This window comes from Acinetobacter sp. ANC_7654, from assembly GCF_056779855.1.
This window is the reverse complement of the sequence record NZ_JBWYIR010000003.1, coordinates 131,979-145,313: the sequence shown is the minus strand read 5'-3', so window position 1 is coordinate 145,313 and position 13,335 is coordinate 131,979. Positions and strand designations below refer to the sequence as shown.

The 13,335-nt window shown below is 38.0% G+C and carries 13 protein-coding genes; 5 read left to right on the top strand and 8 right to left on the bottom strand.

The annotated features are described in order from the left end of the window. The first annotated feature begins 22 nt into the window (after window positions 1-22). The 5 genes from AC1M86_RS05030 to AC1M86_RS05010 all read left to right on the top strand — a co-directional run bounded on the left by AC1M86_RS05030 (window position 23) and on the right by AC1M86_RS05010 (window position 6,975). Window positions 23-808, top strand: coding sequence for a glutathione S-transferase N-terminal domain-containing protein (locus AC1M86_RS05030; RefSeq protein ID WP_092766338.1), 786 nt, complete (start codon window positions 23-25; stop codon window positions 806-808). A 99-nt stretch (window positions 809-907) separates the two neighbouring features. Next, window positions 908-1,258, top strand: a complete 351-nt coding sequence (locus AC1M86_RS05025; RefSeq protein WP_481607404.1) for a hypothetical protein — start codon at window positions 908-910, stop codon at window positions 1,256-1,258. Window positions 1,259-1,359: 101 nt separating this feature from the next. Next, window positions 1,360-4,818 carry a transcription-repair coupling factor gene (mfd, locus tag AC1M86_RS05020; RefSeq protein WP_481607508.1) on the top strand — a complete coding sequence of 1,153 codons (3,459 nt, stop codon included), beginning with the start codon at window positions 1,360-1,362 and terminating at the stop codon, window positions 4,816-4,818. Between the two features lie 224 nt (window positions 4,819-5,042). Then, window positions 5,043-5,480: an HIT domain-containing protein gene (locus AC1M86_RS05015; protein WP_035263634.1), complete on the top strand. Its 438-nt coding sequence runs from the start codon at window positions 5,043-5,045 to the stop codon at window positions 5,478-5,480. 52 nt (window positions 5,481-5,532) lie between these two features. Next, a complete protein-coding gene (locus AC1M86_RS05010; protein WP_035263632.1) occupies window positions 5,533-6,975 on the top strand; it encodes an adenylate/guanylate cyclase domain-containing protein in 1,443 nt (480 codons plus the stop codon). A 65-nt stretch (window positions 6,976-7,040) separates the two neighbouring features. Here the strand turns inward: AC1M86_RS05010 and fdx are convergent, their stop codons facing one another. The 8 genes from fdx to AC1M86_RS04970 all read right to left on the bottom strand — a co-directional run bounded on the left by fdx (window position 7,041) and on the right by AC1M86_RS04970 (window position 13,233). Continuing rightward, window positions 7,041-7,379: an ISC system 2Fe-2S type ferredoxin gene (gene fdx, locus AC1M86_RS05005; protein WP_481607403.1), complete on the bottom strand. Its 339-nt coding sequence runs from the start codon at window positions 7,377-7,379 to the stop codon at window positions 7,041-7,043. 16 nt (window positions 7,380-7,395) lie between these two features. Further along, window positions 7,396-9,255: a Fe-S protein assembly chaperone HscA gene (gene hscA, locus AC1M86_RS05000; RefSeq protein ID WP_481587493.1), complete on the bottom strand. Its 1,860-nt coding sequence runs from the start codon at window positions 9,253-9,255 to the stop codon at window positions 7,396-7,398. 37 nt (window positions 9,256-9,292) lie between these two features. Continuing rightward, window positions 9,293-9,808 (bottom strand): Fe-S protein assembly co-chaperone HscB, encoded by a 516-nt coding sequence (gene hscB / locus AC1M86_RS04995; RefSeq protein ID WP_481607402.1) that lies wholly within the window; start codon window positions 9,806-9,808, stop codon window positions 9,293-9,295. Between the two features lie 101 nt (window positions 9,809-9,909). Beyond that, on the bottom strand, window positions 9,910-10,230 hold the full coding sequence (iscA, locus tag AC1M86_RS04990) for an iron-sulfur cluster assembly protein IscA (RefSeq protein ID WP_035263624.1): 321 nt from the start codon (window positions 10,228-10,230) through the stop codon (window positions 9,910-9,912). A 30-nt stretch (window positions 10,231-10,260) separates the two neighbouring features. Next, window positions 10,261-10,647 carry a Fe-S cluster assembly scaffold IscU gene (gene iscU, locus AC1M86_RS04985; protein ID WP_035263622.1) on the bottom strand — a complete coding sequence of 129 codons (387 nt, stop codon included), beginning with the start codon at window positions 10,645-10,647 and terminating at the stop codon, window positions 10,261-10,263. A gap of 103 nt (window positions 10,648-10,750) precedes the next feature. After that, the gene (locus AC1M86_RS04980; RefSeq protein WP_481607401.1) at window positions 10,751-11,968 is read right to left on the bottom strand and encodes an IscS subfamily cysteine desulfurase; all 1,218 of its coding nucleotides are present in this window, start codon (window positions 11,966-11,968) and stop codon (window positions 10,751-10,753) included. 1 nt (window position 11,969) lies between these two features. Further along, window positions 11,970-12,443, bottom strand: a complete 474-nt coding sequence (locus AC1M86_RS04975; protein WP_035263618.1) for an Rrf2 family transcriptional regulator — start codon at window positions 12,441-12,443, stop codon at window positions 11,970-11,972. Window positions 12,444-12,582: 139 nt separating this feature from the next. After that, the gene (locus AC1M86_RS04970; RefSeq protein WP_481607400.1) at window positions 12,583-13,233 is read right to left on the bottom strand and encodes a hypothetical protein; all 651 of its coding nucleotides are present in this window, start codon (window positions 13,231-13,233) and stop codon (window positions 12,583-12,585) included. Window positions 13,234-13,335 lie beyond the last annotated feature (102 nt).

Genomic DNA, 13,335 nt, shown 5'->3' with positions numbered 1-13,335 from the left:
AAACAAAAAAGAGGTAATCGGTATGGTGATTCATCAATTAAAAGTGGCTCAGGCGCTAGCTTCAGCTGTTGCAGAAGGTGGACGTGGGACTTCAGGTACACCGTTTCCTAAACAGCCAGAAAAAGCATTAAAGCTTTACGAATTTGAAGGATCACCATTCTGTCGTCGTGTAAGAGAGGTGTTGACTTTACTTAATCTTGACTACGAAGTGTATCCTTGTCCGAAAGGTGGAAGGGTCTATCGAGATCAAGTAAAAACACTTGGTGGTAAGATTCAATTTCCTTTTTTAATTGATGAAAATACTGGGGCTAAACTTTACGAGTCTCAGGATATTATTTACTATCTTTTTAAGCATTATGGTGAGACAGGTCAAACACCGAAGCAATTCTCACACTACCCCAAATTGCCTGTAGTTGCTCTAGCTGGAACACTGATTAATGGTGCTCGTGGGATTTTTATAAATAAAGCGATTAAGCAGAGACCACAACCCGAGCATTTAATTGAGCTGTGGGGGTTTGAAGCGAGTCCATACACCAGAATCGTGCGCGCTGAACTCACAGAACTTGAATTACCATTTAAGTTTCATAATGTTGCTAAAGAACGTTGGCAGGATCAAGGACCAGCGATTTTACGATTGAAGCCTGGGAAATATATTCCTTTGGCAGGCGGTAAACGCGAGCAGGTTGTAAAGGTAATGAATCGCAAGGGGAAGGATATACAAGTCCCGTATTTAGTTGATCCTAATACAGGCGTAAAATTGTTCGAATCGAAGAAGATTGTAGAATATTTAAGAAAAAATTACGGTTAATTTTAGTTTGAGTGCTTTTTGGTCATGAATATAGGTGTATTCGTGACCAGATGCTAAGATAGACCATCATTTTGAGTTTTCAGCTTATCTTCCCAAACTATGTTTAAAAAAATTTCTGATTTGTTTCAAAAAAAACCATCGGCTGAGCAAGTTTATTTACAGACTCATCAAATTCGTCATGATCCTGAATTAGGATATATTATCGATGACGTTGTTTTGAATGAACTAAATGAAAGATTGTCATATTTTTCGAACCGAAAGGTTACTCGTTTTGATGATTTGGAAAATTTATTTTATCGGGGAATGTTGATCAAAGAGAAAATAGATCTCGAGTTGAATACAGGTCGTTTTACTATGAGATTAGGTAATAATCAACAGAATCTAGAACAGTTAAAAAAATTCGTGATATTGCTCAATGATTATTATCGTGAATTCAAACGTGAGCGCTAATGTTTGCGACTGAATGTTTGTGATATCTAAAAATAACTCATTCTCGATTTTGAACATGATAAAATAGTGCAATGTCCTACCAGACTTTTAAAGCGATCTTCATGTTCCAAAAAGAAATTTCTCAACTTAATCTATCACAAATAAAATCTGGCGAAAAAAGATGGTTAGGGGCGCTTAAAGGCTCTGCCATCGCTTTGCTTTTAAAAGAAATAAGTCAAAACTCTGATCGACTCTTTGTTCTGGTAGCTAGAAATAATCAACATTTAGCTCAACTTGAGAGTGAACTTGAATTTTATGGTGTGAAGCCCACCATCTTTCCAGATTGGGAGATCTTACCTTACGATCGGTTGTCTCCGCATCAAGATATTGTCTCAGAAAGATTATCAGTGCTCTCTAATATGCCAGCAAAAGGGATACTACTCATTTCAAGCACAACTTTGGCACAACGTGTTGCGCCGACGTCTTGGGTGTTAGGTGAGCATTTTGATATTAGCGTTGGGCAAAAATTTGATTTAGAAAAGCAGAAACAACGCCTGATTCAGGCTGGTTATCATTTGGTCGATACTGTATATGATCATGGAGAATTTGCTGTTCGGGGAAGTTTAGTTGATATTTTTGCTTCAGGGCAAGATGCTCCAATTCGAATAGATTTGTTTGATGATGAAATTGATTCTTTGAAATTTTTTGATCCAGAAACTCAAAGGACCACGACGAAACTTGAACATTTTAAGGTTTTACCAGCTAAAGAGTTTCCTTTAAAAGAAGGTAGAGCTCAATTTCGAGACCGTTATGCTGAAGAGTTTCCAACGGCGAACCCGAAAAAAAATCCGATTTATCAGGATGTAATGGAGGGTATATCTTCACCCGGATTGGACTATTACTTTCCGCTGTTCTTTTCAAAAAAAGAAATGCTAGAACAAAGTAGTATTACATCATACTTACCAAATCATTCCATTGTCATTACAGATCGAAATATTGAAAGTGAATTAACTCAATTTTGGAAAGATATTTATCAGCGTTATGAAGACCGACGTCATAATGTTGATCAACCTTTATTAGCTCCAGAACAAATCTTCTTTCAACAAAATCAAATTTTTGAACAACTCAATCAGTTTCCTCGTATTATCGCATCTGACGAAGTTTTTGAACCTAAAGCGGGTGTAATTAATACCTCTGCTGAACAGCCACCTCGTTTAGCGGTAGAGCCTAAACATCAACAGCCATTTCATGCTGTAAAATCATTTATTGATGCTGCACAACACCCTGTCTTACTCGTTGCTGAAAGTGCGGGACGTCGTGAATCGTTAAAGGACTCCTTGCGAGCAAGTATGGGTGAAATTCCTGTTGTAGAGCATTATCAGGAGTTTATTAATCAACAATATTCAGTAGCAGTAACGCATGCACCACTTGAACGTGGCTTGGAGATTAAAGGACAAATATCTGTCATTTCAGAAAATCAACTCTATGAGCATCGTGTTGTACAACGCCGTAGAAAACGCCAGCATGAAGTTTCTGAAGAGTTCTTAGTTAAAAGTTTAACTGAATTAAGTATAGGTGCTCCTGTAGTTCATATTGATCACGGTGTAGGTCGCTATGCGGGATTAGTGACTTTATGTATTGATGAGCAAGACCACGAATTTTTGCAACTTAATTATGCTGATGATGCCAAAGTCTATGTTCCTGTCACCAATTTGCATCTGATTAGTCGATACAGTGGAGGTGATCCTGATTTAGCACCACTACATAAACTTGGTACTGATGCTTGGAATAAAGCTAAGCGCAAAGCACTAGAGCAAATACATGATGTTGCAGCCGAACTTCTTCATATTCAAGCAAGACGCCACTCAAAACCAGGTATTCAATTTGAATTAGATCACACTACTTATATGCAGTTTGTTAGTGGTTTTGCTTATGAAGAAACGCTTGATCAAGCGAATGCTATCGAAGCGACTTTATACGACATGCAACAAGCTAAACCAATGGATCGTTTAGTCTGTGGTGATGTTGGATTTGGTAAGACAGAAGTGGCGATGAGAGCTGCTTTTGTTGCTGTACAGAACAATAAGCAAGTTGCTGTTTTAGTTCCAACAACTTTACTTGCACAACAGCATTATGAATCCTTCAAAGACCGATTTGCTGATTGGCCTATCCGTATTGAAGTGTTATCTCGATTTGGCTCAAATAAAACACACTTAAAAACGATCGAAGATTTGGCAGATGGTAAAGTCGATATCGTTATTGGAACACATAAAATTTTGCAGGAAAATGTCCAGTTTAAACAACTTGGGTTGATGATTGTTGATGAAGAACATCGCTTTGGTGTGCGAGATAAAGAACGTATTAAAGCGATGCGTGCCGATGTAGATATGCTGACGCTAACCGCTACGCCAATCCCGCGTACCTTAAATATGGCGTTTTCAGGTATGCGTGACCTCTCAATTATTGCTACACCACCTGCACGCCGTCTCGCTGTTAAGACCTTTGTCAATGAGCAGACCGATGCCACGATGAAAGAGGCGATCTTGCGTGAACTATTACGTGGTGGTCAGGTTTATATTTTGCATAATGAAGTGGATACCATTGAACGAGCGGCTGAAAATATTCGGTTGTTAGTTCCTGAAGCTCGGGTTGCAGTTGCGCATGGTCAAATGCGTGAGCGTGAGTTAGAACAGGTCATGCAGCAGTTTTATCATAAAGAATATAATGTATTGGTGTGTTCGACCATTATTGAAACGGGAATTGATGTACCAAATGCCAATACAATTATCATCGAGCGAGCAGACAAGCTAGGTTTGGCACAACTTCATCAACTGCGTGGTCGTGTGGGGCGCTCTCATCATCAAGCCTATGCGTATCTGATGGTTCCGTCTATTAAAGGCTTAAAAGGTGATGCTGAAAAACGACTCGATGCCATTCAGCGTGCTTCTACTTTAGGCGCTGGTTTTGTATTGGCGACAGAGGATCTGGAAATACGTGGAGCAGGCGAGCTTTTAGGTGAGCAACAAAGTGGTTCAATGCATGCAATTGGATATAGTTTATATATGGAAATGCTTGAGAAAGCGACTAAAGCCATCCAAAGTGGTAAGACTCCTAACTTTGATGCACCTTTGTCACTCACTGCAGAAATTAGTTTACATATGCCTGCATTAATTCCAGATGAATATTTAGGTGATGTGCATCAGCGTTTATTGTTCTATAAGCGAATTAGTAATACGGATACACAAGAAAAACTCGATCATATCCGTATGGAGCTTATCGATCGTTTTGGTGTGCTACCTCAACAAGTGAAATATCTTTTTACTGTTCATCAGGTGCGTATAAAAGCAGAAAAATTAGGTATTACCAAGATTGACTTGAGTAAGCAGGGTGGCCAAATTGAATTTTCACCTGATACTCCTGTTCAAGCGATGAGTATTATCCAAATGATGCAAAAACATCCGACATTTTTTAGAATGGACGGTGGTCAACGTCTGAAAGTAATGGTTATGCTTGAGGAAAATGACAAAAGAATTCAGTTTATTAATGATCTTTTAGATGAATTGATGAGAGGGCTCAACTGATCTAAGTTGGGCTTGAATCAATACTTGTTCATTGCTCAAAATGCACTGGCTGACAGTCAACCTTATAGGTTGATTTTTTAGCGATGCATTGCAATGAATGAGTGAGATTCAAATCAATGAAATACATATTTTTTTGTATCGAAACACATGACTAATAATACTCAGTCTAAAACTGTTGTGTTAGTATTAGCTATCCATTTAATTTTTGCGTCATTTATAAATATATGTTTAGTTTGCATCCACAACTTGCTCAAGATACTTTTTTTGTTGGCGACTTTCCACTTTCAACTTGTCGTTTAATGAATGACATGCAATTTCCATGGTTGATTTTGGTACCGCGTGTTCCTGGTGTAACTGAATTATATGAATTAAGCCAAGCAGACCAAGAACAATTTTTAAGAGAATCTAGCTGGTTATCTAGTCAATTATCTCGAGTTTTCCGTGCGGATAAAATGAACGTTGCAGCACTAGGAAATATGGTTCCTCAACTTCATTTTCATCATGTAGTTCGTTATCAGAATGATTCTGCATGGCCTAAGCCTGTTTGGGGTGCTTCACCTGCAGTTCCTTACAGTAATGATGTTTTAGCGCATATGCGTCAAACGCTCATGCTCGCGCTACGTGGTCAAGGTGACATGCCTTTCGATTGGCGTATGGAGTAAATACGTCAATTTCAAGGAAGAATAAAAATAATGTGAATTGAGGTAATAGCAATTGCCATTTGAACGAATGCTGGATAAAGAGCCACAGCAGTTTGAAGTACTCCTCAGGATGATGGGGTATGTGATGATCGCGATTCTTGTTGTGATCTATTATTTCACTTCACAAAACCAAAATTATCAGATTTTATACCCTCTATTTATTTTCTTGCTGATTCTATTGGCACCCCGAATTTCACACAGTATCCAATATCGTTATGGTAGTAAAACCAGACGTTTTGCGTTCTTTATTATTGATGTTGTTGTTGTAGCTACCGCCTTAGCAGCAGTGCATTTAAGTTTGTTGCCAACATTTGTTTTCCTGTTTGGATTGGTGTTTACCGCCGTTAATAATAAAATTTCGATGATGGTGAGTTCGATTGCAATTTTAGTTGCGATCATTGTTTTTTATATTTGTACAATTTTTATTTTTGGTTTTGAAGATTATTTCCAGCAAACTTCAATCGAATTGTCCGTAGTCTCGTGTATATGTGCGATTCTTTTTGTGAATTTTGCCAATTATTATCAAAATCGACGTGTAAAAAAATTAGATGTTCAACGTCAAACTTATTTTAAAGAAATGAATCGATATATTGAGTTATCGAATCAGTTAAGCCGCTATGCACCAATTCAATTGTGGCAATCAATCATGCGTGGTGAAACTGAAGCGAAACTTGAATATAAACGAAAAAAAATTACGATTTTTTTCTCTGACATTCAGGGATTTACTGAGCTTTCAGAGACTCTTATTCCAGATGACTTAGCTTTTGTTTTGAATGACTATCTGAGCCATATGACTGAAATTGCCAAGCAATATGGTGGAACAATTGACAAGTTTATGGGAGACGCGATTCTCATTTTCTTTGGAGATCCAGATTCGCAAGGGGTTGAGCAGGATGCCAAAAATTGCATCGATATGGCGATGGCAATGCGTCAACAAATGAAATTTTTGCGTGAACGCTGGGTGAAAATGGGATACTCAGCACTGCATATACGTATGGGCATTAGTACAGGTTATTGTCACGTTGGTAACTATGGCGCAGTTCATCGAATGGCATATACCATTGTTGGGCGGGATGCAAATTTAGCTGCAAGACTTCAAAATGCTGCAGAAATTGATGAAATTTTAATCTCGGATGAGACTTATAAATTAGTTAAAAACTATTATCTCTGTGCACCTCAGGAACCTATAGAGCTGAAAGGGATTCATGGTTCAATTAAAAGTTGGCAGGTCATGGAAAAATATAGCACCAAGCAAACCCATCAACATTGGTTTGATTATGAGTACAAAGGGTTTCAACTGGTCCTGAATATGGAAGAAGTACAAAATTACGAATATGCTGAATTAATCGCAGTTTTAGAAAAAATGATTGAACGTATTAAGCTTCAGCAGGATTTAACCAATTCTTCTGGTATTGTGAAGTTAAAACTGTCCGATGAAGTAAAATATCTAAATTAGAATTTTATATCTACATAAATAAAAAGGTCACTTAAGTGACCTTTTTTATATAGTTTTACAAATGATTAATGATTTTCAGAAGCATGGTTAATTGTGTACTTCGGAATTTCAACTTCTAAATCATCATTTTCAATTTTTACTTGGCAAGAAAGACGTGAATCTGGCTCTAGACCCCAAGCACGATCGAGTAAATCTGCTTCTACATCATTCATTTCTTCAAGGCCGTCAAAACCTTTACGAACAATGACATGGCAGGTCGTACAAGCTGCAGACATATCACAAGCATGTTCAATTTTAATACCATTTGTTAGAAGGCTTTCGCAAAGATTGGCATTTTGCTCAACTTCAAACTCAGCACCTTCAGGGCAAATTTGCGCATGTGGAAGAACTTTAATACGTGGCATAAATTTTTACCTATGTTTAGTTTGAGTTTGACCAATCGTCAAGCTTAGTGCCTTTGAGAGCATGATCAATATGTTGATTCATTCGTTTTGCAGCAAATGCATCACTATGAACTTTTAACGCAGCAACAGCAGCTTCAATTGCTTCAATATCAGAAGTTTCAAGTTGTTGAGCCAAATGAGTTTGTGCAGAAATTAAATCCTGAGCTTCCTGTTCAGTCAAGAGTTTAATATCAGCTTTAAGCGCTTGAGAAAGAGCTTCAAGTTCTCGTTGAGCTTCAACTTTAGTTTCATGTAAATGACGAAGGGCTTTATCTTCTGCTGCAAATTTAAAACCATCAACCAGTAGGCGCTCCATATCAGTATCAGATAAACCATACGATGGTTTAATATCAATCTGAGCTGAGACGTTAGATGTTGTTTCACGAGCAGATACCGATAAGAGACCGTCAGCATCGACTTGATAAGTCACTTCAATGCGTGCTTGACCAGCAGTCATCGGTGGAATGCCGCGTAAAACAAAACGTCCGAGACTACGGCAATGTTCTACTAAATCGCGCTCACCTTGGACAACATGGATTAACATCGCAGTTTGACCATCCTGATACGTGGTGAACTCTTGACGACGAGCGACAGGAATTGCAGTATTGCGTGAAATTAATCGTTCTACTAGTCCACCCATGGTTTCAATACCAAGTGATAATGGTGTTACATCAAGTAGTAGAGAACCATCGGTGCTATTACCAATTAATTGGTTGGCAGTAATTGCAGCACCGATTGCAACGACTTCATCTGGATTAATGGTACACAGGGGCTCTTGACTAAATACTTCTGCTACAGCTTTTTGTACCGCATAAGAGCGAGTAGAGCCACCTACTAAAACGACATTTTTTATATCGTCTAATTTCAATTTAGCGTCACGTAATACTCGTTTGCACACTGAAATCGTTTTATCTAGAGCAACTTTAATGATGCTTTCAAACGTTGAACGATCCAAAGTTAATTCGTTTTCTAAAAGCTGAAGATTAACTTGATCTTGGTCCGATAAAGCTTCTTTCGCTTTACGTGCTGCAACAAGGAAGTGTGCATACTCGTTATCATCTAAGGTCTCGATATTGAGTGATTTTTTAGCCCACTTGACGATAAGACGATCTAAATCATCGCCTCCAAGTGCAGTGTGTCCACCTGTAGCGAGTACCTCAAATACACCCTGTGAGAAACGTAGGATGGAGACGTCGAAAGTACCACCACCTAAGTCGTAAATCACATAATTTTGATCTGTACTTAAATTTGTTGCTTGATCTAAACCATACGCTACAGCTGCTGCTGTAGGTTCGTTTAATAATCTCAGTACGTTTAAACCAGCGAGTTGTGCAGCGTCTCGTGTTGCTTGGCGTTGTGCCTCATCAAAATAGGCAGGTACTGTAATGACAGCACCATTTATGGGATTCTTTAAACTTGCTTCAGCGCGATCTTTTAGATTTTTTAGAATTTCAGCAGAAATTTCAACAGGTGTTTTACGACCTTGCGCTGTTTCAAAAGCAGGCATCTGATTGTCTTCACCCACCAATTGATATGGGTGTTGAAATTTAATATCAGCTTTTGAGCGTCCCATAAAACGTTTTACAGAAACAATAGTATTCTGCGGGTCACGAGTTATAAACGGTTTTGCGTCATTGCCGAGCACAGTAGAGTTTTCAGCATAATGTACGATAGAAGGAAGTAACACTTGACCTTGTTCATCATTTAGAACTTTAGGTTTGCCAGAAAGCACAGTTGCTACAAGAGAGTGGGTCGTACCTAAATCAATACCAATAGCAATGCGATGTTCATGTGGCGCACTTGATTGTCCAGGTTCAGCAATTTGCAAGAGTGCCATGTGTTAAATCCCTTGAAAATAAAACAAAAAAATAAAATTAGAATTCGTCATCTAAGTCAAAATCTTCATCATCGAGAATACGATCTTCAGCTTGATGTATATCATTCATCACTTTTTGGAAGAAACGTAATTTTCGAACAGTATCGCGAGACTCAGCCCAATCTTCAGCTTCATAGTCTATTTTGAATTCGCGAACTAAACCATCAATCCATTGTTGCACTTCAGTTTTTAAAGATGAAAGTTGTTCAGAATTTTGAGCTTCATCTAACTGTTCACGAATTTCTAATGCAGATTGTAAAAATTCGAAATCATTGATGGATTGATCTAAATGATAGTCTTGTTTTTTGAGTGTAAGTAAATATCCAGCACGGCTGTCAACTTGAGATAAAACTTTATAAGCTTGATTGATTTCGCTAGATTTGATCAAGGCTTGGTCTTTATTTTCAGCTTTATCTGGATGATATTGTTGCTGCAATTTTAGAAAGTTAGCTTTCAAACTTGCTAAATCAATATCGAGTGCTACAGGGAGATTAAACAACTCAAAATGATTCATGGATTGGAAATTCCAAAATAGTGAAAAATAAAAGTGGGCGCTGAATAGAATTAAAACAGTGCAGGGCACTGTTTTAATCAGGTAAAAAGAGAATGATTATCTTAAACAGTGAAAGATTCACCACAACCACATTCACCTTTTTTGTTTGGGTTGTTGAATTCAAAACCTTCGTTTAGACCATTTTTAACATAGTCCATTTCCATACCTTCTAGATAAACAAGGCTCTTCGGATCAACGAAAACTTTAACCCCAAACTGTTCAAAGACTTGATCATGTTCGTCAACTTCATCAACGAATTCGAGAACATAAGCCAATCCAGAACAACCTGAAGTTTTCACACCAACGCGAATACCTTCACCCTTACCGCGATTCAATAAATAATTGCTGATATGAGTTGCAGCATTTTCAGTTAAATTGATCATGAAAACTCCATTCAATCATCAAGCGCTAAATTAAGCTTTCGCTTTTTTGCTACGGTAGTCTTCTACAGCAGCTTTAATTGCATCTTCTGCAAGTACAGAGCAGTGTACTTTTACAGGAGGAAGCGCAAGTTCATTTGCAATATCAATATTCTTGATTTGCTGTGCTTGGTCTAAAGTTTTACCTTTTAGCCATTCAGTTACAAGTGAACTTGAAGCAATTGCAGAACCACATCCGTAAGTTTTGAAGCGAGCTTCTTCAATTACACCATTCTCATCCACTTGGATTTGAAGACGCATAACGTCACCACAAGCTGGTGCACCGACCATACCTGTACCTACGTTTTCTGCGTTTTTATCTAAAACACCAACATTACGAGGATTTTCGTAATGATCAATCACTTTTTCGCTATAAGCCATGATGCGTCTCCAAACCTCAGGGTCGGCTGATAATATTTAATATGGGTGCATCTTATTAAATTTCAATATTTAAGCTCAATAAGATGCATGTGTTTGGTTTAAATTAGTGTTCTGTCCATTCAACTTTCGACAGATCAATCCCTTCTTTGTACATATCCCAAAGTGGAGAAAGGTCACGTAATTTTTCTACAGCAGCTTTTGTCACTTCTAGTACGTGAGCAATGTCTTCTTCAGTCGTATATTTACCAAAACTGAAGCGAATTGAGCTGTGTGCTAACTCATCAGATAAGCCTAATGCACGAAGAACATAAGAAGGTTCTAATGTTGCAGAAGTACAAGCTGAACCAGATGAAACAGCAGCATCTTTAAGTGACATCATTAAAGATTCACCCTCAACGAAGTTAAAACTTACGTTTAAGTAGTTTGCTACGTTTTGAGTCGGATGACCATTTAAGAAAACTTGTTCAAGATCTTGTAGACCATTCCAAAGTTTGTCGCGTAGAGTGCGTAAGCGAGTTTGTTCAGCAACTAGGTTTTTACCTGCAAGTTCAAATGCTTCACCCATACCAACGATTTGGTGAGTTGCAAGCGTACCAGAACGCATACCGCGCTCATGACCACCACCATGCATTTGAGCTTTAAGACGCACACGTGGACTACGACGTACGTAAAGTGCACCGATACCTTTAGGGCCATAAATTTTGTGAGCAGAGAAACTCATTAAATCAATTTTCATGGTTGATAAATCGATTTCAACTTTACCAGCAGCTTGAGCGGCATCTACGTGGAAATATGTCTTATTCGCACGAGTTAATTCACCAATAGCGGCAACATCAGTCACAGTACCAATTTCATTATTGACCATCATTAATGAAACAAGAATTGTATCTGGACGTAAAGCAGCTTGAACCATTTCAGGAGTAATTAGACCTGTTTGAGCTTCTGGTTCAAGATAGGTAATTTCAAAGCCTTCTTGTTCTAACTCACGGCAAGTATCTAAAATTGCTTTATGTTCAATTTTACTCGTAATGATGTGTTTGCCTTTTGAAGCGTAGAACTGTGCAACACCTTTCAGTGCAAGGTTGTCAGATTCTGTAGCGCCAGATGTCCAAACGATTTCGCGTGGATCTGCTTTTACAAGATTTGCAACTTGCTCACGAGCGTATTCAACTTTTTCTTCAGCTTGCCAACCATATGCGTGCGAACGTGATGCAGGGTTACCAAAAGTCCCATCGAATGTAAGGCATTCCATCATGCGCTCAGCAACTTGTGGGTCGACTGGAGTCGTTGCAGCATAATCAAGATAAATTGGACGTTTCATGTCAAATACCTGTAACCGATAAAAGGGCTGAATCTAATGGAGCTGTATTCTGGCGGATCGCAACAGTTTGAACGTTATCGCGAGCAACTAAATCAGCAAGAGAGATTTTAGCTAAGTAATCGGCAATGTGGAGGGAGAGTTCTTGCCATAAATCGTGAGTTAGACACATTGCGCCATTTTGGCAGTTACCTTTGTGGTCACAACGTGTTGCATCAACAGTTTCGTTTACAGCTTCAATAATTTCTAAGACCGTAATATCAGAAGCATTACGCGCTAAATGGTATCCACCATTAGCACCACGTACACTCGAAACCAAGCCATGACGCTTTAATTTAGCAAATAGTTGTTCTAAATAAGCCACAGAAATAGTTTGGCGAGTAGCAATTTCTGCCAAAGTAATGGTTTGTTCAGTCGGCTGCAAAGCTAGATCAAGTAATGCAGTCACTGCGTAGCGACCGCGAGTGGTTAAGCGCATGATTCGATACACGTGTAAAAGGCTAGATGATGAAATTTTATGAATTCCGACTAATTTAGTCAAGTATTTTTTCTAAAAACCAACTAAATTAATCGGAATTAAATATGGCGAGGATTCAAACAGATAAAACTTTATTATTTTAATAAATATTCAATAAATTATACACGATTAAAGCCACGAATAGAACCGAAACTATCCCGAACGCAATATTGGTGCGTTTTTGGTTGGTTTGCATGCGACGAATACGATTTTTATATTGTTTTACCTCTACTTGAAGTGTATTGATTTTAGATCTTTGTAAGTCAATTTTTTCAAGTAATGGTGCAATGCGTTTTCTCGAAGCCTTTGTGTTTTGGTCTTCAGAAGCTGTTGTTAACCAGTTTTTCCAATCTGAAAGTAATTTCGGTGTTGAGAGATGTAATGCTAAATCTCTGAATTCGTCTTTAAGGGTTTGATCACCTTCAATACGCATTTTTTTCAAACTTCTGCGGTTTGCAAACCCGAAAATTTGAATGATATCGACTAAAGTACTACTTACCTTGAGGTCAGGTTCTTTTTCTGGCGCTTGAAGGTCAAATAAGATGCCTTTATCCGTAAATTGGATATAAAAGTCAAAATAGGGGATATAGCTATTCATTTTAATTGTAATTTGTTGTTCTACAAATTTTTTTGCTTGAAGGCGAACAACACGGTCATGTTTTAAGACGAAAGAATAGAATGTCTCTAAAACTAACATAACAATGTTAAGCAACAAACGGGTATGACCTTGTTGTTGTTGCGATTCACTCATAAATAAATCCTATTCAAATTTAATAAATCTAAAAAGTTCTATTAACACAAACTTAAATTAAGTCTAAGATTACATCATTTATCATTGCTTTGTAGAACAGTT